Here is a 20,673-nt window from a genome sequence, read left to right on the forward strand (position 1 = left end):
TCTTTTTTTTATTCTTCGCTATTAACGACTATTCTACCTTAAACAGGGGCTGAGAGCTGTGATTATTCATTCTAAAATAACATTTCTCATAATTGCTACACTATTTTTTATAACGCAAAACACTCTGCTCGCCTCAGCAGCCCAGCTTACAATATCCCATTCTGCTTCAATGCCTCCACTTTCTTTTCTCGACGACAACGGAAATCCTCAAGGAATCATTATAGATATATGGCAGTTATGGTCTGAAGAAACTGGAATTGATGTTGTTTTTAAACTTAGCAATTGGGATCAAGCTCTTACTTCAGTGGCAAATGGAGATACTGATGTACATGGAGGGCTCTTCTACACAAAAGAACGGGCTGATAAGCTGCACTACAGCGATAAATTCTTTAATTTTAGCGGAGGATTATTCGTCTCAAAAAAACTTACCGACTTCAAAATCGACAATCTTGATAACTTGAACTGCGGGGTAATAAAGGAAGATTTTTCAAAGAAATTTATGGAGGATAATTTCCCATACGTATCACTCGTCATTTATGACTCATGCAACAAGCTGATAGAAGCAGCAACCCAAGACAGGGTTCAAACATTTATAGCAGATTTTCCAGTCGCCATGCATCACCTTAACAAACTGGGAGCAGAAAATAATTTCAGCTATTATAAACTATTCACAAAACCAATACGCCCGGCTGTAAGCAAAAAACATATAGATAAGCTTAAACCTATTGTCGCAGGAATGAATTCAATCCCTAAAATAAAAATGGAAAGAATTATTCATAAATGGCTCACGCTGGAAAAGACTTCCCCCGGATGGACAATCCCTGCAACCGTTATCCTTTTGGGAATAGCCTTTATCCTGATCTTATTATTTCATAAAACAGACATACTCAGGGTTCTTAGATCAAAAAAGAATTAGTCACTTAATCTCTAGCACCCTTTTTCCAACGTATAGAAAGAGCCGTAACATCATCGTCAAAGACCGGGCGAACTCCTGTTTCTTTTTCCAAGAGGTCTTCAATTGCATCAAGATTAAGGCTGTCTGTGTGCATCAACTTGCCGGCAATATCCATAAACGGCTCAAGACTGAAAAATTTATTCCCCATTCGCCATTCATAACATCCATCCGTGAAAAGAAACAAATCCAATGAAGAGGTAAATCGGCGCTCATCAAGAGTGCAGTCCACCGGGAAAAAACCTAAAGGAGGAACATGGGCCTTCAAAGGTTCCCCCATGATGCCATCCTGCATAATAAGTGCAGGGCAATGCCCGGCACTGAGAAATTTCATGACTCCGGCATTGAAATCAATATCCGCAGCAAAAAGGGTAACAAAATAACTGTCTCTACCAATCAAGTCCACCAGATGAGTATTAATCTGAAACAAACTGTGAGCCAGATCGCGAGTCTCGGAGCCGTCAGCTTTAAACAAAGTTCTGACAATTGCCATAATAAAGGCAGCCTGAGGACCGTGCCCTGAAACATCAGCCATAATAACTCTGATTACACCGTCTTCAAGGTCAAACACGTCAAAATAATCACCACTGGCTCGCCCTGACGGCCTATACAGACTTTCAATCTCTAAACCCTTAATAAAAGGTACATTGGTCGGCAAAAGCTTATCCTGAAGTCTCGCTACCAAACGAACTTCATCATCAATGAGATCATAGGCTTTTTGCAGCTCGGAATTAGCAGACTGCAATTGACGTGTAAGCATGACCTGCCTGATGGCTACGCCGACCCGTGCCTTTAACTCGACAACATGGAAAGGCTTGGTCAAATAATCATTTGCACCGGCATTAAGAGCTTTCGCCTTGATGTCCTGCTCATCCTGCCCGGTCAGTACAATTATAATTACTTCAGGATCACCGAGAAAATTACGTATCTTTTCAATTACATCAAATCCATCCATTTTGGGCATAAGTAAATCAAGCAGAATTACACTTGGACGAATCTCAACATATTTATCAACACACTCAAGCCCGTCAGCAGCGGTCACTACCTGATAATCATCTTCAAGAACTCTCGTAAGAAAATTTCTCATAGTAATGGAATCATCCACAACCAATATAATCGGAGATTCATCCTCTCGCTTATTCTTTTGAACTTTAACGCTCACCCGCTTACCTCCGAAACAATTATGACATCTAAAAAGTAAAAAGAGTCTCTAACTGCCTTAGGATTTACCACAGAATCTAATAATTCTACAGTATAATAAACAAATATATCAGGATTCAACACTGTCAGCTATAGGCAAATTCTTATAACTTAATTTAATGTTCCAACATAAATCAGCCACTCTGGAAGATCGCTCACCGATGACCTTGGCTATATAGGAGACCCCCCCTTTATTTAGCTTTTTGCCTTCCGATTCATAGCACTCCATGGCTTCTCCAAGAAAATCAAGAGCTGCCGCTATATAATTTAACTCCGTAACAACATCGTCAAAATCTTTATTCATATTCTATCTCCATATATATTTATGCAGTATTGTGCCTAACTTGGAGAATGATCTATATTTACAATGCTATTATGTCTACCTTTTTCTGCATAATTTTCAATAGATTCAGCTATTTGCGGATGCTGAACCATTTTTATATTATTAAAAAATTTACGAGAAAAAAGTTACATACAAACACTAATGTAAAACTCATATTTTACTTACAGTTACATTTAAAATTAATATAATTCAGTTCACCAATAAACATGAATAAAGACAATTTAAAATCTAAAAAGTACAAATCTAGGCAATATACATAAATAATAACATTACAAATCAAATAATTAACATTAAAAGCTTTAAAATACTTAATTTTTAAATTTTAAGATTTCAGATTTAATGACATTACTATCCAAATAAAGAAATAGTATAAAAGACTAAAAGAATGACAATAAACATTGATTTACGAAGAGTATATTCAGAATCTAAATAGGATCAGGAGGTATCTAGAAAAGAAGATAAAAAGGAACTTAAATTTGAAACATTACCAAAACTAAAGGGTTACAACATCAAAATATAACCCGGCAAGATCAAACATAAAAGCTTTACCGGTTAGACCAGCCCCTTTACCACTGAGAATTTTAAGAACTTCAGCACTCTGAACGCCTACCGCAGTTGATATTGCAGACACAGGAGTTCCAAGCAATTCCTCAAGACCATTATTGTTGCCAAAAAAATCTGACGGAGAGGGATCACCCGGATAAACTGTTGAAACAATTCCGGCCCAACCGGCAACACTTGCGGTAACAAGAGGAATTCCAAGCTTTGCAGCAGCATCTTTAAGTTGACCCCGATGTTTCAATCCCCCCAGACAATCAACAACTACATCCGCGCCTTTGATGAAACCTTCAAACTGCTCAGCTTCTAGGTATTCAGACTTAACATCTAAAAACACTGCCGGATTAACTTTTCTTATCAATTCATAAGCAGCATCAGCTTTTGACTGTCCCAAAGTATTCTCGGTAGCTAAAAGTTGCCTGTTCAGATTTGATGCTTCAAAAACATCACCGTCACATGCAACAATATGCCCCACTCCGGCCCGCGCTAAAGATTCAAGTAAATGACCACCAAGTCCTCCGAGACCGACCACCGCGACCTTTGAAGTAAAAAGCTTTTCCTGTTCCTTTTGACTGAAAGTTGTCAGATTACGGGCGTACCTTTCCGGAACAGCTCCCTGTTTAAAAGCAACACGCTCAACATAATTCTGATCAAGCCCTAATTCTATTGATATGGATTTAGAAACAGCAAGAGGAGCTATCTTTACACTATGCTCCGGTGAAAAGATTTTTTCAGTATATTTACCTTCAAATTTTTCAGAAATATCTTTTTCTAAACTCATGTCTCACCCGCCTGTTATCGGAGGAAATATCTTAATAATATCTCCGTTAGTAATCACATAGTCAGGATCAACCCGCTGCTCACCGACAAAAAACATGGCCGCATCTTTCTTAGAAAAGCCTAAAATATCGGGTAATTCATCAGCAACAGTACCCTTTTCAATTTCAAGAGACTGTCCGCTGACATGAAATACGGCAAGGTGACCAAAGCAGGTTACATTAATTTTCATCGTTTATAGTTAATCCGCTATGAAATTTATGTCAAAACTTACAGCGGATTCACAGCAAGAGCAGATGACATGCTTAAAAAAGGCTGATATTGTTTTTTAATATGAAAAACATGATAATTAATATCTCGCAAATCGCCCGTGATGCGGGAGATGCTATAATGAAAGTAAAAAAAAAGGGATTCAAAGTCACCAGTAAAAAAGATGACTCGCCCGTCACTCAAGCGGACTTAGCCTCTAACGAAGTTATTATGGCTGCCCTTGCAAATCTTTACCCTGAGATACCCGTTCTATCTGAAGAAGGAACCGACATTCCTTTCTCTATAAGGCAGACATGGAAAGAATTCTTTCTGGTCGATCCGCTGGACGGAACAAAAGAATTCATCAAAGATAACGGTGAATTTTGCGTCTGCATAGCGTTAATGCGTAACAACCGCCCCGTTCTCGGCGTTATTTACGCACCTACCAGCGACACATTGTATACCGGCAGTATAGAAACCGGTGCTTATGTAAGCAGAACCGATAAAGATCCAGAACGAATTACAACCAAACCTGCTAATGAAAATGAAGGCTTGATTGTTGTAGGCAGCAGGTCGCACCCTTCTCCTGATCTGGAAACATATCTCAGCACAATAAAAGTTGAAAAAATGACTCCCGCAGGAAGCGCAATTAAATTTTGCCTTGTTGCTGAAGGAAAGGCACATATTTATCCCAGATTCAACCCCACTATGGAATGGGATACCGCCGCAGGACAGGCCATTGTAGAATCAGCCGGAGGCTCAATGCTCGGACTTGACGGAAAACCTTTCCCCTACAATAAAGAAAATTTAAAAAACAAAGGCTTTTTTGTAACAGCCTGATAAGGAACTGACATGCGCCCACTTATATTAATATTTCTACTTCTTTTCGCAGGCTGTACTTCATATCAAAACCCCGGTTTAGATCCTTCTGTTAATCAGGGTGAAAGATTTGCGAAAGACCGTAAAGAATGTACAGACAGAGCTAAAAAAGCAACAGGATCTGCCCCCGGAAACCAACTTAGATTCCTTAAAACGTATGAACAGGAACAGAAAGAGTACACTCGGGAAAACAGAGCATACGAGAGCTGTATGTCCGGACGGGGATGGATAAAAAAATAGCATTAGAAAAATGTCTAAAAAGAAAGGGAGGAAACCACTTATGGCTTCCTCCCTTTTTAATTGTACAAAGAATTAATTTATTGAAAATACAAACAAGTTCTATTTTTACGAAATTACCTGCTTTGCAAATATTCCTCTTTCTCACCGTTGAAAGAAATCTTCCCGTCAGTAATTTCGAGAACATGTGAAATAGACGGAATCAACTCTTCTTTATGATGGGTGACATAAACCATCGCCACTCCTGCCGCAGCTAAGGATTCGAGCAAGTTATATATTTCCTTACGGGAAGCGGCATCAACTCCGGCCAAAGGTTCATCGAGTAACAATACATCCGGTTCTGAAACCAGAGCACGCGCGATAAACGCTTTCCGCAATTGTCCGTATGAAAGCTGGACTGTAGTTCGTTCTGCTAAATCTTCGATGCCGAAGAACTTCAACCATTCGTAAGCTTTTTCACGAAGTTCATCAGTTATTTCATCAAAAAGTCCCACTGAAGCAAAAAAACCGGAAATAACAAGATCCAATATACGGATAGGTCGTCCGACGGCTTCCCCGAAAGAGGCTTGAAGCGAGGCAGAAACCATTCCCATCCGCCCGCGAACAGAACGTAAGGAATCTCCCTTTTCAGGCAGCCGTTCCATCTGTTTCTCAGCTGCATAGGCGGCTGCATCCCCGTAAAGGAGACGTAAAAGAGTAGATTTTCCGGCTCCGTTATCACCGAGAACAGCCCAGTTTTGTCCGCCGTTCATTTCCCAGTCCACGTTCTTCAGAACTGTATTCCCGAGAAAAACCACACTGGCATCACACAATCTGAAAAGTGTTTTCCCGGCTTCAATACGATTAACGGCTGGTGGTATACGTTCTTGAGCTCCGTCGATAAAACAGGAAACCCCTTTGCCCAGTCCGTCTTCACAGCGATCAATCTTTCCATCAGCTAAGTGAAGAGTTCTGTTTATACACGTAGGAAGTTCTTCGTCTCTGTGAGCGGAGCAGACAATTGTTATTCCTGCGGCAGCGGCGGCATCAATGGCTTCAATCAACTGAGCGCGCGACTTCTGATCTATACCTTCTAAAAATTCATCAAGAATAATCACTTCTGCACGGGCAATAAGTGCGCGGGCAATAAGAATTTTTCTTCCTTCACCGCGAGACATTGCAACAATACTTCTTTTGGCAAGGCTCTCCATGCCGAGAGTTTTCATCAAAGATCTGACTTCTTCATACTCCCACTCGTCTGCAAGTCTATAAAGAAAGGGAGTGTTGTCTTTTCCCGCGAGAACAGCTTCTTCTCCGCTGACATCCCAGCCCATTTTAAGAAAAACATCCTGCTGTTCGGGAGAAACAATATATATACGTTCTTGAGCATCAATAGGACTGTAAGTCTTTTTACCGTCAAAATAGTACTCGCGGGATTTGTCATCATCAGGCCAAACAGCCCCGGCAAGAACTCTGAACAGGGTTGTTTTTCCCGCACCATTAGGTCCAAGCACGGCCCAATGCTCACCTCGTTTGATATTCCAGTCAATTGATTGGAGTACTGGCCCCTGTTCAAGTTCAATGGAAACATTGCGCATGGAAACGATCTTGCTGCTCATAAAAACTCCACTTTATAAAATATAAAAAAATCTGTTTTTTATAATACTTCGGAGCAATTCAACTACTATTTAAGCACATTCGGTGCAAGTTTTTAGCAATATACAGATCAAATTTATATTCAGTTGATAAAAAGTTATTTTATTCTTATAGTTAACGAAATTATTAAATAGATCAGGCAGGAATCTTATGAAATACATTTCCGATAAACGCCTACTTATCTTATGTTTTACCCTTCTTGCTTTGCTGATCCCTATTTCCGGGCTTTGCGAAGAAGTCCTTAAAGCTCCCGACATTATTGGAAACACAAATAATCCTTACATACTGCCGGACGGGTCCGGTCCTGGATTTTTGATCTCAGCTGCAATCGGTCTCGTAGCCGGAATGCTAAGTTCGTCAATTGGAGCCGGAGGAGGATTTATAGTTGTTCCAGCCCTTATGACTGCCGGAATTTCAGGTATATATGCAGTCGGCTCAGAAATATTCAGATTATTCCTTTTCAGTACAATCGAAGCTGTGCGGATGGGATTCCACAAACGAATCAACTACACTTTTGCTCTGATTCTCACCGCAGGAACAACTGTCGGCGGACTTGCCGGATTCGCTCTGTCTTCAAATGTCTTTCTTGCTGACCCCGCCGGAAATGATGTCTTTATTTCATCGATGATAATCCTCTGGCTCATTGTATATTCATTCATCATCGTTCCTGATTTTCGCGAAGCTTCCCATAAATATGCACTTGCTCTTCTACGCAAGCAAAACGCTGAAAAAGAAAAAGAAGCTGCTGTGCAAATGAATTCGGCAGAAACCGAGACTAAGCAGGTGGCGACAGAAGACGGAGTTCTTGCGGCGAAGCCATCACCGAAGGAACCGGATTCAGAAAAAAACGAAATAGACCAGTCTGCTTTCATCTCATTTCCAGATGAAGAGCCTTGGGAAATAGCTCGTACAATCAGAACCATGAAATTCCCTCCATACGTAAACTTCCCTGGAACAGTTAAGGATGATGTCGAGGAACTGGAGCTTGCTCCGACAGGTGCTGAGGCCGATCCTAAAGATGCAGCACAACAACTTGCAGACCTGGCTGACGGACAGCCTTATTCTAAAATCCCTGTAATTCCTGCGCTTATCCTTGCCACCCTCGGTGGTTTTTTCATGGCTCTAACCGGCTCAGGCGGAATAATCTTAAGCTTCACAATCCTGACACGAGGCTTCGGATGTGTTGCAGCAATGGTGGCGGGAACAGATCTTCTAGGGTTAGCAGCCTCTTCCGGTGTGCTGACGTTTGGAACTTTCGGTCTTAAAGGATTTATAAATATTTATTGCATAACGGGGCTGATATTCGGAACCATGACCGGAATTCATCTAGGCGGAAAAGCAATAAGATCTATTGAGCCATACAGGATAAAAGGGCTTGTTTCCCTTCTGGTAATTTCTGTGATTATCAACAGACTCCTGTCTCTACCGGGAGAACTCAGAAAATCCGGAGCATCAATCTCTCATAATCTCACAACAACTCTTGATCAAAGCGCTCTATATATCATGATTATCGGAATGGTAATTTTCTGCGGCTGGCTTTTTTACTCATTGACAGCAGACATCCTCAGCACCATAAGACCGCCTAAAAAAGAAGGAGCAGCCAAATGATATACTCCGGCAAAACGCTCATCTTATCGGCTATTTTATTCCTGTTGAGCGCACTGACTCTTGGGGCCATGTATCTTCCTGTGGTTGATGGGCATAACGGATTTGATGCCATGGAGGCCACTTTTAACTCTCTACGAAAGGGAATAAGTCCTCCTTTTGAGGAACTGACTGCTGCCAACAAAAAAAATCTTGGAAAAAACATCATAGCAGATCTTACCTTCAGTGATATTAAAATAACCCGCGCAGCAACACGCATATTGCTCCGAAACAAACTGATGGTTACCCCGAAAGGGCGTACTCTCAATGTTCAAGGAGATCTAGGATACACATTGCAATTTTTTATAAGCGACATCAGATTGCTTTATTTTAACAAAAGCGTTGAACTCGAAAAAAAATATTCAATGCCGGCAACACAGTCCATGTTTGTTGTTGATCGCATTTTAAAAAAATTAGCAATTTCGCTTGCATCACAAAAAATGACTACGCAGGAAAATCTTACAAAAAAGATTCGTTCAGAAGTATTGGTTCCGGCATATAACCTTAGAAATGCGCCGCCGATAAGCGAAACTTCCGGAATCACCTATCTGGCGCTTGGAACTTTTAGCCTTTTACTAATTGCCACCCTTTGGGATTTAGCAAACCTTCTTTTTTTCAGAACGATAACAGACCATTCATTTCTAAGAAAAATCAGCGGCGCCGAAAGAAGAGAAAAGCGAGCAGCAGCAAAACAAAAAGCAGCTTTAAAGAAAAAAGTCGCAAAAAAACCTGCTGATCCAAAAAAAGCGGCTGAATCGCAAACGAAGAGTGCTCCCAAACCAGGAAAACCCAAATCTGCGCCAACGAAATCTACTAAAAAAGTAGCTGATTCAAATAATGCTGTAAAAAAACCTCGCCCTACAGCCGATAAGCAAGTTGAGGGACAGAAGAAAATAGCACCGGCCAGAAAAACCGCTGCTGCGAGTCCAAAGAAAACCGCTCCGGCAACAAACGGTAAACCGCCTAAAAAAACGGTGAATAAAGCTGTCGCTCAGAAAAGAACTTCACCCGAGGCTTCACAAAAGCCGAACAAAAAAGTAACTAATCCGGCAGAGAAGAATAAATCAGCTGTAAAAGCTGCTCCTGCAAAGCCGAAAGCCAAAACTGAAGCACCAACAAAAGCTCCCGCACCAAAAGCTGTTAAGGTTAAAGAGTAGGTGGCTTCACAAGAGAAAATAAATAAAAGTAATGAATCAGAACAAAGAACCAGTCGCCTACTTCCGCCTCCTTGAATATGAATCCACGTTCATGGACGCTGCAATTGATTTGATTCTTGAGGAAACCGGATTCAAAATAAATCCGGGCACAAAAGTTCTGGTTAAACCGAATTTAGTCTCGGCACGAAACCCTCTTGCCTGCACTCATCCAAATGTGACCATTTCCTTATGCCGCTACCTGCTTGATTGTGGAGCCATCGTAACAGTAGGAGACTCTCCCAGTTACGGTACTGCCGCGCAAGTTTCCAAAGCCATAGGTATGACGTCAGGTCTTGCTGAATTGGGAATTACACCCATAACACTTGGACGCCCTGTTCCGCTTAAACTTTCATTCGGTAAATCGATCGGAATTTCCCGCGACGCGCTGGAAACGGACATGATCATCAACGTCCCTAAACTTAAAGCTCACTGTCAGTTTTTAGTTACCGGAGCTGTCAAAAACCTTTTCGGCACTGTTGTCGGATTCAGAAAAGCCCTTGCTCACACCAGATTCGGCGAAACAAAGGGACTTATGGAAAAGCTGGTCCTTGAAGTTGCCGCAAAAATGCCGGTTGCTTTCAATCTAATGGACGCCATTTATCCCATGCATGTTACGGGACCGATAAGCGGTAAACCGTTTGCCATGAGCTTACTTGCAGGATCGCCTAATGCCTATGCTCTTGATACCGCAATTTACATGTTGCTAGGGTTAAGCCCGAAAAAAGTACTGCTCTGGAAAGAAATATCTAATCAAAAAATTCGAGGCTACGACCCCGATCATATTAAATATGTAATAGAGCCTCCCGACGACTTCGACACGACTGATTTTCAGCTTCCTGAAATATTGAGCCCTATGGAATTCGAAGTTGTCCGCCTTGTTAAAGGTAGAGTTAAAAGCCTTTTCAACAGAATAAGCTAACACTTTATCTCCAATCTATAACACTCAATACTCAAAGAGAATTTCGCATATGACCGACAGTCTTTCTCGCAGAATACTCACGATAACAGGACAAGTTCAAGGTGTAGGCTTCAGGCCTTTTATCTATAAAACAGCTCTTAAGTGTGAACTGTCCGGCAACGTACGCAACAGCCCGGAAGGCGTGCTCATAGAAATTCAAGGAAACACTCTTAGTCACGCAAATTTTGACAAAGCTCTGAAAGACGATCTACCGAGACTGGCAAAAATAGTATCACTTCAAAAAAAAGATATTGAGCTGCTTGAGGGTGAAAATGAATTCTGCATCCTTTCAAGTACTGCCGGCGAAGGACATTGCGTTCTGATAAGTCCGGATGTGGCGACATGTCCTGATTGTTTCAATGAAATGAACGATCCTTCTGACCGCAGATATGAATACCCATTCACTAACTGCACAAATTGCGGACCGCGCTATACAATCACCCGCTCAATTCCTTATGATCGCCCTGTAACTTCAATGGCTTGTTTTCCGCTCTGCGATTGCTGCGAAGAAGAGTACAAAAACCCGCTTGATCGCAGATTTCACGCTCAGCCGAATGCATGTAAAGATTGCGGCCCCAAAGTATGGCTCACGGATAACAAAGGTAAAGAAATTTCCGGTCCACAGGAGGCCATATCCAGACTGGCAAACCTTTTAGCTGAAGGTAAAATTGCCGCAGTAAAAGGGCTTGGCGGATTCCATCTTGTCTGCGATGCATCAAATCCCATTGCAATAGCAACTCTTAGAAGACGTAAGCATCGACCTGACAAACCGCTGGCAGTGATGGTCAAAAACATCAAAGAGGCAGGTAAACTTGCTGATCTATCTGAAAATGATCATGAATTATTAGAAGGATTGCAACGCCCGATAGTTCTTGCTCCCAAAAGTTCAAGCTACTCGCTTGCACCGGAAATTGCGCCGGACACCGATTTCATTGGCCTGATGGTTCCGTACACTCCGCTGCATCAAGTGTTGATTAAATATTTTTCCAAGCTGAAAGCATCACCCGCAGCTTTAGTCATGACTTCGGGAAACATGAGCTCCGCGCCAATCTGCATCGGCAACCGTGAAGCTTTAAAAAGGTTACCGAAAATCGCCGATTTTTTTCTGTTTCACAACCGGGATATCCTTATCCGTGTTGACGACTCAGTAACTAGATCCGTCCCGGAATTCAACAATGAACAGGCTGAAAAGGTTGACGCACCGTCTGCCGGAACAGATTTCAGAACAGTCTTCATGCGCAGAGCCAGAGGCTATACGCCCTCACCTGTTTTTCTCGCACATGGCACATCCTGCGTTATGGGAACAGGACCGGAACTGAAAAACACATTGTGTATAACAAAGGGAGATCAGGCCTTTTCAAGTCAACATATCGGAGACATGCAGAACCTTGAAACTATGCAATTCTGGAAAGAAATACGTCTACACCTTCAAAATATATTACAGGTTAAACCTGAACTGATAGTACATGACCTGCACCCTGATTACATGACCACGGAACTTGCTTCCGAAATCGGACAGGCAGAAGGAATTAAGACCACATCTTTGCAACATCATTATGCTCATATTTATTCTGTATTAGCTGAAAATAAACATACTGGTCCGGCTATAGGCTTTGCTCTGGACGGAACAGGACTTGGGGACGACCGCACCATATGGGGCGGTGAATGTCTGCTCGTCGACAATGAAAAGCTGAGTAATCGAAGACTGGCAAGATTCACACATATCAGACTTCCGGGCGGCGAAGCCGCAGTGCGTGAACCTTGGAGAATAGCACGGGGAGCGACGCGCGACCTCGGACTTGACGTGGACTGTCTTCACCTACCGGAAAATTTCAAAGCGGGCGCAAAAATGCTCGATCAAATGCTGGAAAAAGACATTAACAGTCCGGTCACAAGTAGTTGCGGAAGACTCTTCGACGCCGTGTCTGCAATGCTCGGCCTTTGCGATACAATTACCTATGAAGGACAAGCTGCAATTCTTCTGGAAAAAATTCAGGACCACAACGAACAAGGTCAGTACTTATGCCCTGTCAAAGAAATTCCCGGAAGTTCTTCTAGTGAGCATGAAGACAGCTTAAGCGAAATTTGCACGGGCGAACTTTTCCGGCAGGCATTTAATGATCATATCGCAAACGTTTCGACCGGAATAATCAGCCGTAAATTTCATAAAGGATTAATTTCAGGGCTGGCGGATTGTGCTGAAAAAATATCAAAACAGACAGGAATAAAAACTATAGGATTGAGCGGCGGAGTAATGCAAAACCTGACTCTCGCAGTTGAACTCCCTCTGGAGCTCCAGAAAAGAGGATTAAATCCCCTTGTTCACAGATTTTTACCGCCAAATGATGCGTGTATATCCTTGGGGCAGGCTGTTTACGGGCAGCGGATGCTTGAACTTGCTAAACAATAAAAAGTACATTTGAAAAATACACTTTAAAATATATAGAAAATCAAAAAAGTGCGGGGGAAACTTTCTTTAGAAAGCTTCCCCCGCACTTTTCAATTTAAATAACCAGAAGTGAAGACTACCAGCCTTTATGTTCCAGAATATCCTTCACTTTTTTTTCAGTCTTTTTTTCAACCAGAATCATTTTGCGAGCCTGAGCTTTTTTGATCTTATCTGTAAGTACATTGATATCTGCCGGTTTTTCGACAAAATCCATTGCACCCAGTTTCATAGCTTCGATTCCTTTTTCTACAGTGGCATGGCCGCTGAGAAGAATCACCTGCATTTCCGGTTTAGTTTTTTTGATATGTTTAAGAACTTCAATTCCATCAACCCCGGGCATTTGCAGATCCAAAATGATAGCATCATATGATTCATTATTTACCATTTCGAGAGCATCTTGGGGGTTTGTACATGTACTCACGTTCATGCCGCGAAGCTCCATGCGTTCAGCAAGACCTTCCACAAATTCTTTTTCATCATCAACTAATAGTACTTTTTCGGCCATGGCTTTCTCCAACTGCATTAAGAGTTAAGTTTGTACTTTCAACACTTAAAAAATAATTTCTAGTATTTTATCCTGCGTCTTCATCTTAACAGATGCGTTCGCGTTCTTTGAGAGGACTTCTATTGCCTGAAATTCTTTTTCTGCCACATCCTGTTCAAGGCCGTGTACAGATATTACCTTTTCGCTATTTTTCTTTAAAACTTCAACTGTTATTTCACTGTCCTTCCCGGCACTGTCCATGCTCACTTCAAGACATCTGGCTATAAGCATTTCAGTTGAAAAAGGATCACATTTTGCTGTTACCTTTTCCCCTTCCTTAAGGGTAACGGTAACACACTTTGCTGCAGCCATTCTCTTAAAAAGAGCTGTTACGAGAGAGACTGTTTCATATAAATCTATTTCACATTCAGGAACATCTATACTGTGAGCGAACCTGTTCATATTTTTTATTATAGAATCACCGCGTTTAATTTGATTCTGTATCTTTTCAGCCAATTTGACAAGACGTTCCGGCTCAAGTTCCATCCCTTGTGCCGCCATAAGCGATAAATCGTGCAAAAGTCCCGCTTCTTCATTGATGATAGCCAGAACATTTTTTACATCATGGGAAATAGTAGCACTTACTTTTCCAAAAAAGCAAAGCCCATCCCGACCTTGAATATTTCCAGATGATCCCATGATACCCTCCCTCTAAAAATTCTTAAATACCCAAAGCTATGTTAATTTTTTCAACAAGATCTTCAATCTTCACCGGTTTGATCAAATAAGAATCAGCTCCGGAAGTTCCTTCTTTATAATCCGCTTCTGAACCATGCCCGGAAAGGAATATATACTTAAGATCAGGACAGATTTGCTCAAGCTCCTTGCGCAGTTCGAGTCCGCTGATACGAGGCATTTTCACATCAAGTATTGCAAGGTCATATTTAATTTCAGTGACTTTTTCTATAGCTTCTTCACCGGAAGTAACCCAGTCCGCATCAAATCCTCTAAACGAAAGGCGTTCTGCAAGAGCGGAAACAAGCTCAAGTTCATCATCAACAAGTAAAATTCTCATTTCTAGCTTTCTCCCTTAGCTATAGGATTCACAGGAAGTGAAAAACGAAATTCAGTTCCCATGCCAAGCTCACTTTCAACAACCATCAGCCCACCGAGATCCTGAACAAGTCCATATGTTATAGAAAGCCCCAGTCCGGTCCCGCCTGTTTGTTTTTTAGTAGAATAGAAAGGTTCAAATATCCGTTTAAGATCTGTTGCAGGTATGCCGCAACCATCATCTTTAACCGAAAAGTTAATTCTATTATTGTCGGCACGAGCAACTTTTACCTGCAAAGCCCCACCATCTTTCATTGCCTGAAAAGCATTGCTTATCAGGTTCAACAGAACCTGCTCAAGTTTTCCTCTATCAGTGACAATTTCATAAATGCCACTCTCGACATCAACCGAAACATTAATACTGCGATATTCGGCTTCCTTATTGAGAAAACTAAGCACGGTTTCAACAATTGTTTTAGGATAAACGGGCCTGAGTTCAACGTCGTCCTGCCTTGAAAATCCGAGCAACCGTTTAGTAATCCTTCCGCATCTTTCAACCGAACCTATCACGGAATCCAGAAGTCCAAGGACTCGCGCGTCAACTTCATATGCTTTATTGAAGGTAAATAAATCTTTTAATAATCCGGCTTTCTCATTAATAATGGCAAGAGGATTATTAATTTCATGGGCAACACCGGCAGCAAGCCGTCCAATTGAAGCCATGCGATTGTGATGTTCCATCTGCTGCAACAACTTTGAACGTGTCATGTCAGCCATATATATCCGCTCAACCATATAGGAGGCAACAGCCCACATAACCAAAAGAATCACCGCCACACTGATAGTAGATATCCATGTGAGAGTATCGCGGGAACCTTGCCATGCTCCCATAAGTTCAGCTTCCGGCTTAACAACCATAAGAATGAAGGGAGTTCCTTCAATATACGCATAGCCGACAATCGCAGGCAAATCTTTTTTAATTTGGATTTCTTCAACCTTAGTGCGGAATGATTTTTCCGGCAAAGAGAACGAAATCTTTGAAAAAACATCTCCGTTCCACTTGGAAGGAGTCTGCATAATCCCTGCATTATTTACCAGAAAAGCATCTGCCCCTTCCGATAAATCAAGAGAAGAAAGGATACCGTTGAACTGGGTTGTATCCAGAGTTGCCCGGTAAATTTTGTAATGCTCATTATCCGTATAATGTTTTACGGCAATGACGAGATGAGGACTGTCACGAAATCCCAGAAAAACATCACTGATGTATGTTCCCTGATCAGTGGCCTGCTTAAACCACGCTTGTCCTTTGTAGTCTTTGCCCTCCAGATTGTACGGGCCTACGTAGGCAAGCTGCTTACCGTCTTCATCAATAATACCCAGATCAATAAACCCGCCAAAGCTGTTCTTTAATGCCCTAAGCATTTCAGCCAGCCGCTCCTTTCGCTGAAAGGAGCGGAAATCATCCAGTTGTACAATCAACTGTAACGCTGATTTCCGCTCCTCCAGAAAGTATGCGACTGCCCGGCGGGTATTGGAGGTTGTCCTCGCCCCCCTGAGCATATTTTCAGAATTAATAGCAACCCGGGTGACATTAAAATCTATGAAGGCCAAGATGAACAACGGAACCAGAGAGACCACAACAAGAATTACAAAACACAAACGCCAGATGCGCTGGTAATCAAATAAACTCTTATATGGTCCCGCAGATTTTTTATCCGCGTTCCAGAATTCCGGTCGAAGAAGTCCTTTTAATGACATGGCCTACCCCGGATATACTAAATTATACTTCGCGAATTTTTGCGTAAGCTTCTTTAAGTGTTGTACTAAGAACATCAATATCTACAGGCTTATGCAAATAGGCAAAAGCTCCGAGTTCCATACAAACTTTCTTATCCTGATCAGAACCATGTCCGGTAAGGATAATAACTTCAATATTAGGTCTAGTGGTTTTAACTCTGCGCAAAACCTCAATACCGTCAATACCGGGCATTTTGAGGTCAAGAATCATGACTTCAGGCTCATCATCCTTAACGAGATCAAGTGCGGCTTCACCGTCGTAAACAACGTGAGAACCGAGATCACGCATAAGAAGTCTTTCAGATAAAGTTTGTACAAACTCACGCTCGTCATCAACAAGCAGAACTCTTGAAGGCAGTTCAAAATCCATGCGGCGATAAATATCAGCCTCATAAAATTCCTTACCGAACTGAACTTCAACACTGTTAACACCATCAAGCGGCTCAGCTATTTCACGCAACTCTTTTTCAAGACGATCAACAAGCAGCACCTTTTTATTGATAGCGAGAACAACCGTTCCGGCTTTGGCAGAAACCTTCACATTATGTCCCTTAGAAACAAGTGCGGTTTCAACTTTAGCAGCAAGCAGGAAGTCCTGTGCAGCAAGCTTGGATTCATCTGTAACCTGAACGGCTACATTACCAAGCTGCTCTTTAATAAGAGCGACAGATTCATCAACGCCGGTTTTGCCGACAGGGATCACCATGTCATATAGAGTGCTTGTCCAAGGATCTTTTTTCCCGGTAAGCTCTCTGACCCATACAGTTTTTTCTTCATCGTTATGCTGCATTAATTTAACAGCTTCTTTTTCGGAAGTGCCTTCTTCATTGCGTGCAATTTCAATTCTCTTCTGGACATCATCGATGATGCAGACTTTGAGAACATGAGAAATCGACTGAGAAAGCAGTTGAGAAACAAAGCCTGAGACAAGAAGAGCTTCGCCCTTAACCAGCTTTTCGGCCAGAGCGAGTCTAAGCCATGCCACTGATCTTTCTTTTTCGTGACTGAATTTATTAAAGATCGAAGCCTTCGGGGAGAAAGCTTTCAAAATTGTTTTTTCAGTCATTCCACTGAGCTTTGCAGCTTCTGAAACCAAGTCCGAATCAGTAACCAGACTACAGCCTGTATCATCAAGCAAGCGCTTAACAACTGATTCAGCCTGACAGAACAGGCCGCTGAATATAAGGATATCAGACATCATTAACCTCCACTAGGAGTTGCTGTGTATGCGACAATAAGTTGAAAGAGGACAATCCAGTTCAGTTCCGTCTCTGTGAGCTTTATCATGGGTCTGACAAAGCGCTTCTTCGGTATTTGAATAGATGTTTTGCTTTCCAATTTTTTCGTAAAGATGAGTGCGCTTAATCACTGCCAACACGGCTTCGTTTAATCCGGAAAGAGAGATATCAACTCCGGCACTACGCACAGTTTCCACTACAAGAGAAAGAGCTTCTTCGCCAGATGCGTCAATATCATTGATTCCGTTACAAACCAATATGAGTTGTTTGAGATTCTTCTTTTCCCTCAAGCGTCTTGAAATCTGCTCTTCAAGGAAACTTGCGTTAGCAAAAAACAGAGGTCCGTCAAAACGCACAACGGCCATATGGTCGCATTCTCTGAGTCCATGCAAACTCGCATCGCGAAGAATATCATCATCACTTTTGGTAAGAGCAACAACACGGGGGCGCATACTCTTATAAAGGAATACACATAATGAGAGTGCCACTCCTATTATAATACCCTTGTCCAAGTGAGGAGCAAAAGCAAGAGTTGCCACAAAAGAAATGATGGAGATAGCTCCATCATACTTCTGAGCTTTCCATGCGTGCAGGAAACCGGAAGCATTAATAAGCCCGATAACAGCCATCATAATAACCGCAGCAAGTACTGCCTGAGGCAAATTATACAACAATGGTGTAAAGAATAAAAGAGTAATTGCAACAACAACCGTAGTGAATACACTAGAAAGTCCAGTTACAGCGCCGGATTGCAGATTAACAGCAGAACGGGAGAAGGAACCTGATGCCGGATAACTGCTTGTACAAGCACCAAGCATGTTGGCAAGTCCCTGTCCGATAAGTTCCTGATTGGGATCAAGTCTCTGCCCTGTTTTTGCAGCCATTGCTTTAGCAATAGAGATAGCTTCCATAAAACCAAGCAGGGAAATGATGATAGCAAAAGGAAGAAGCTTGAGTATAACTTTGATATCAAGCTCAGGAATGCTGACTTCCGGGAAACCGGAAGGAACATTACCGACAACAGCACCGCCGCCCATCATTTTAAGGGATTCGGTTTTCAAAAGCTTGTTGCCGACCTTGATACGCCAAGTACGCCCATCAACTGTCATGCCGGCAGGAACTGCGTCCTGAAGATAAAAAAGAATAGTACCGTCAGCCTGCTCAACTCCGTTGAAAAGCATATTTCTAAGAGTTTCACGGTAGATATGAGATTTATGCTTAAGAAGTTTTGCTTCATAAGCAACAACGCTCAAATCATGTTCAGCGTCATAATATCCGATAACGTTTTTAGAAGCTTTCGCCTCATCTTCGATTTCGGAAATACCTGTACGCTTTGTTGCCAACTGATCAATACCTGTCACTGTTTCATTGAAATCAGCGATCAGAGTCTGTGCTTTTTTATCCTGAATTGCGGAGATATCAACCATTGCATCATGATTAAAACCAGTTGCCCAGGAAATCACAGTTGTTATAACAACCGCACACAGCACGTTAGGTATTTTAGGATTGACCTTTTTCAGCCCCATCATAATGGCAAAAGCCAATACCCCCATACCGAGTGTCGGCAAATGGGTATAATGAATAGCACTGGTGACAACACGCATGATGGTTTCAAAATGCAATTCGGCTTTATCTACATAAACACCGAACATTTTTGAAAGCTGTGAAGATGCGATGATGATCGCCGCTGCGTTGGTAAAGCCGTTAACAACCGGATGAGAAAGGAAGTTAACAACAAGCCCAAGGCGGAGAACTCCTAAAAGGAACTGGAATCCGCCGACGAGCAGAGCAAGGAGCAATGCGTAGGCGATAAAACCCGGACTACCGGCAGTAGCCAAAGGTTCCAGCGAAGCCGCGGTCATAAGAGAAACAACAGCAACAGGACCAGTTGCCAGCTGACGACTGGAACCGAAAAGAGCCGCTACCATAGGAGGCAGCAAGGAAGCGTACAAACCATAATACGCCGGCATTCCTGCAAGCTGTGCATACGCCATAGACTGAGGAATAAGTACCAGAGCAACAGTCAGACCGGAAAGAACATCGGCCCTTAAAGCTGCACTGTTGTACTTTTTGAACCAGCCCAGAAAAGGAAAAATTCGAGTAAGCATCAGATAAACACCTCTAGTTTGGTTTCAACATCCTACGAACAGATTCAATAAGCTCATTAAACAGAGCTCCCGCGTCGTAGAGATTAAAATTTTTGAATCTCACCAACCCATCGACCATCGTAAAAACAATAAGTGCACTTTTTCTCGGATTCACATCACCAATGGAACCATCTTCCTGACCCATGAAAATTGCCTGTTCAAAAAGTGTAACAAGACAATTGTAAATAGCTTCCAAATTCTCTCTGAATTCAGTTCTGCTTTCTGCCAGCTGATATATAAAAAGCCGATGTAAAAGAAGAAACTGATATTCCATACGTCCTGCAAGAAGAAGATAAAAAACAACGACCTCTTCCATCATTTCCATTCCGGTTTTGAATTCGCGCTCTTCCATATGCGCATTGAATTCTTCCAGAATACTGTCTCTGGTAGCAGACAAAATAGTAAGAAGTAGCTGTTCCTTATTTGTAAAATGATAAAAGATTGTCCCTTCCGCTACCCCGGTCATGCTTGCAAGCTCATTCATAGAAGTATCAGCAAAACCTTTGTTAGCGAAAAGCACAGTAGCCGCTTCCAAAATAGCGGCCTTCTTTTTAGACATTTTGGTCATCATCCCTCCGGATAGAAAAACTGACTGAGCACTCAGTCGGAAAAAAACGTTATTATCCATCCAATCTCATGTCAATATGCTACAACCATTTTTTTCCATCGCTATATCACCCACAAACGCTATAAATACAGGGTTTGCAAGGCATACTAAGCTTTTTAAGCTTATGAGAGTTTTTTCACATAGGCTATTTTTTTATTGCTTTTGTATAGATATAACCTGTTAAAACTTAGTAGGACAGTGATTAAATAGACTTTAAGACTAACTCTAGTTCCATTATGAACAAGCACTCGATTATAAATTTATAAAGCC

General features: G+C 41.9%; 19 protein-coding genes. 7 read left to right on the forward strand and 12 right to left on the reverse strand.

Annotation, left to right across the window (positions count from 1 at the left end):
* Window positions 1-58 precede the first annotated feature (58 nt).
* Window positions 59-916 (forward strand): transporter substrate-binding domain-containing protein, encoded by an 858-nt coding sequence (locus BLT41_RS07180; RefSeq protein ID WP_092159665.1) that lies wholly within the window; start codon window positions 59-61, stop codon window positions 914-916.
* 4 nt (window positions 917-920) lie between these two features.
* Here the strand turns inward: BLT41_RS07180 and BLT41_RS07185 are convergent, their stop codons facing one another.
* The 4 genes from BLT41_RS07185 to BLT41_RS07200 all read right to left on the reverse strand — a co-directional run bounded on the left by BLT41_RS07185 (window position 921) and on the right by BLT41_RS07200 (window position 4,062).
* Window positions 921-2,114, reverse strand: coding sequence for a PP2C family protein-serine/threonine phosphatase (locus BLT41_RS07185; protein WP_244512214.1), 1,194 nt, complete (start codon window positions 2,112-2,114; stop codon window positions 921-923).
* A 108-nt stretch (window positions 2,115-2,222) separates the two neighbouring features.
* A complete protein-coding gene (locus BLT41_RS07190; protein WP_092159671.1) occupies window positions 2,223-2,456 on the reverse strand; it encodes a hypothetical protein in 234 nt (77 codons plus the stop codon).
* Between the two features lie 532 nt (window positions 2,457-2,988).
* Entirely contained in the window at window positions 2,989-3,834 is an 846-nt protein-coding gene (locus BLT41_RS07195) for a HesA/MoeB/ThiF family protein (RefSeq protein WP_092159681.1), read from the reverse strand.
* Window positions 3,835-3,837: 3 nt separating this feature from the next.
* Window positions 3,838-4,062, reverse strand: a complete 225-nt coding sequence (locus tag BLT41_RS07200) for a MoaD/ThiS family protein (RefSeq protein WP_092159683.1) — start codon at window positions 4,060-4,062, stop codon at window positions 3,838-3,840.
* Window positions 4,063-4,172: 110 nt separating this feature from the next.
* On the opposite strand from BLT41_RS07200, the gene cysQ reads away from it, so the two are divergent.
* Together cysQ and BLT41_RS07210 are read left to right on the forward strand one after the other, a co-directional pair.
* Window positions 4,173-4,919 (forward strand): 3'(2'),5'-bisphosphate nucleotidase CysQ, encoded by a 747-nt coding sequence (gene cysQ / locus BLT41_RS07205; RefSeq protein WP_280141308.1) that lies wholly within the window; start codon window positions 4,173-4,175, stop codon window positions 4,917-4,919.
* A gap of 12 nt (window positions 4,920-4,931) precedes the next feature.
* Window positions 4,932-5,198: a hypothetical protein gene (locus tag BLT41_RS07210; RefSeq protein WP_092159687.1), complete on the forward strand. Its 267-nt coding sequence runs from the start codon at window positions 4,932-4,934 to the stop codon at window positions 5,196-5,198.
* Window positions 5,199-5,311: 113 nt separating this feature from the next.
* On the opposite strand, the gene BLT41_RS07215 is transcribed toward BLT41_RS07210, so the two are convergent.
* Window positions 5,312-6,793 carry an ATP-binding cassette domain-containing protein gene (locus BLT41_RS07215; protein WP_092159689.1) on the reverse strand — a complete coding sequence of 494 codons (1,482 nt, stop codon included), beginning with the start codon at window positions 6,791-6,793 and terminating at the stop codon, window positions 5,312-5,314.
* 187 nt (window positions 6,794-6,980) lie between these two features.
* Between BLT41_RS07215 and BLT41_RS07220 the strand changes: the two genes are divergently transcribed.
* The 4 genes from BLT41_RS07220 to hypF all read left to right on the forward strand — a co-directional run bounded on the left by BLT41_RS07220 (window position 6,981) and on the right by hypF (window position 13,038).
* Window positions 6,981-8,438 carry a sulfite exporter TauE/SafE family protein gene (locus BLT41_RS07220; protein ID WP_092159691.1) on the forward strand — a complete coding sequence of 486 codons (1,458 nt, stop codon included), beginning with the start codon at window positions 6,981-6,983 and terminating at the stop codon, window positions 8,436-8,438.
* Window positions 8,439-8,767: 329 nt separating this feature from the next.
* Entirely contained in the window at window positions 8,768-9,631 is an 864-nt protein-coding gene (locus BLT41_RS07225) for a hypothetical protein (RefSeq protein WP_139167339.1), read from the forward strand.
* A 31-nt stretch (window positions 9,632-9,662) separates the two neighbouring features.
* Window positions 9,663-10,589, forward strand: coding sequence for a DUF362 domain-containing protein (locus tag BLT41_RS07230; RefSeq protein ID WP_092159695.1), 927 nt, complete (start codon window positions 9,663-9,665; stop codon window positions 10,587-10,589).
* A 49-nt stretch (window positions 10,590-10,638) separates the two neighbouring features.
* A complete protein-coding gene (hypF, locus tag BLT41_RS07235) occupies window positions 10,639-13,038 on the forward strand; it encodes a carbamoyltransferase HypF (RefSeq protein WP_092159697.1) in 2,400 nt (799 codons plus the stop codon).
* 115 nt (window positions 13,039-13,153) lie between these two features.
* Here the strand turns inward: hypF and BLT41_RS07240 are convergent, their stop codons facing one another.
* From BLT41_RS07240 to BLT41_RS07270, 7 genes are read right to left on the reverse strand one after another with little or no spacing between them, the layout of a single operon-like run.
* Complete coding sequence (locus tag BLT41_RS07240; RefSeq protein WP_092159699.1) at window positions 13,154-13,582, reverse strand: response regulator; 429 nt, start codon at window positions 13,580-13,582, stop codon at window positions 13,154-13,156.
* A gap of 45 nt (window positions 13,583-13,627) precedes the next feature.
* Window positions 13,628-14,260: a sensor histidine kinase family protein gene (locus BLT41_RS07245; RefSeq protein WP_092159701.1), complete on the reverse strand. Its 633-nt coding sequence runs from the start codon at window positions 14,258-14,260 to the stop codon at window positions 13,628-13,630.
* A gap of 22 nt (window positions 14,261-14,282) precedes the next feature.
* The gene (locus BLT41_RS07250; RefSeq protein WP_092159703.1) at window positions 14,283-14,636 is read right to left on the reverse strand and encodes a response regulator; all 354 of its coding nucleotides are present in this window, start codon (window positions 14,634-14,636) and stop codon (window positions 14,283-14,285) included.
* 2 nt (window positions 14,637-14,638) lie between these two features.
* Window positions 14,639-16,372, reverse strand: coding sequence for a sensor histidine kinase (locus BLT41_RS07255; RefSeq protein WP_092159705.1), 1,734 nt, complete (start codon window positions 16,370-16,372; stop codon window positions 14,639-14,641).
* Between the two features lie 22 nt (window positions 16,373-16,394).
* Window positions 16,395-17,609: a response regulator gene (locus BLT41_RS07260; protein ID WP_092159707.1), complete on the reverse strand. Its 1,215-nt coding sequence runs from the start codon at window positions 17,607-17,609 to the stop codon at window positions 16,395-16,397.
* A gap of 12 nt (window positions 17,610-17,621) precedes the next feature.
* A complete protein-coding gene (locus BLT41_RS07265; RefSeq protein WP_092159709.1) occupies window positions 17,622-19,757 on the reverse strand; it encodes a SulP family inorganic anion transporter in 2,136 nt (711 codons plus the stop codon).
* A 13-nt stretch (window positions 19,758-19,770) separates the two neighbouring features.
* Window positions 19,771-20,364, reverse strand: coding sequence for a TetR/AcrR family transcriptional regulator (locus BLT41_RS07270; RefSeq protein WP_092160366.1), 594 nt, complete (start codon window positions 20,362-20,364; stop codon window positions 19,771-19,773).
* Window positions 20,365-20,673 lie beyond the last annotated feature (309 nt).

It is taken from the genome of Maridesulfovibrio ferrireducens, assembly GCF_900101105.1.
Classification (GTDB): Bacteria; Desulfobacterota; Desulfovibrionia; order Desulfovibrionales; family Desulfovibrionaceae; genus Maridesulfovibrio; species Maridesulfovibrio ferrireducens.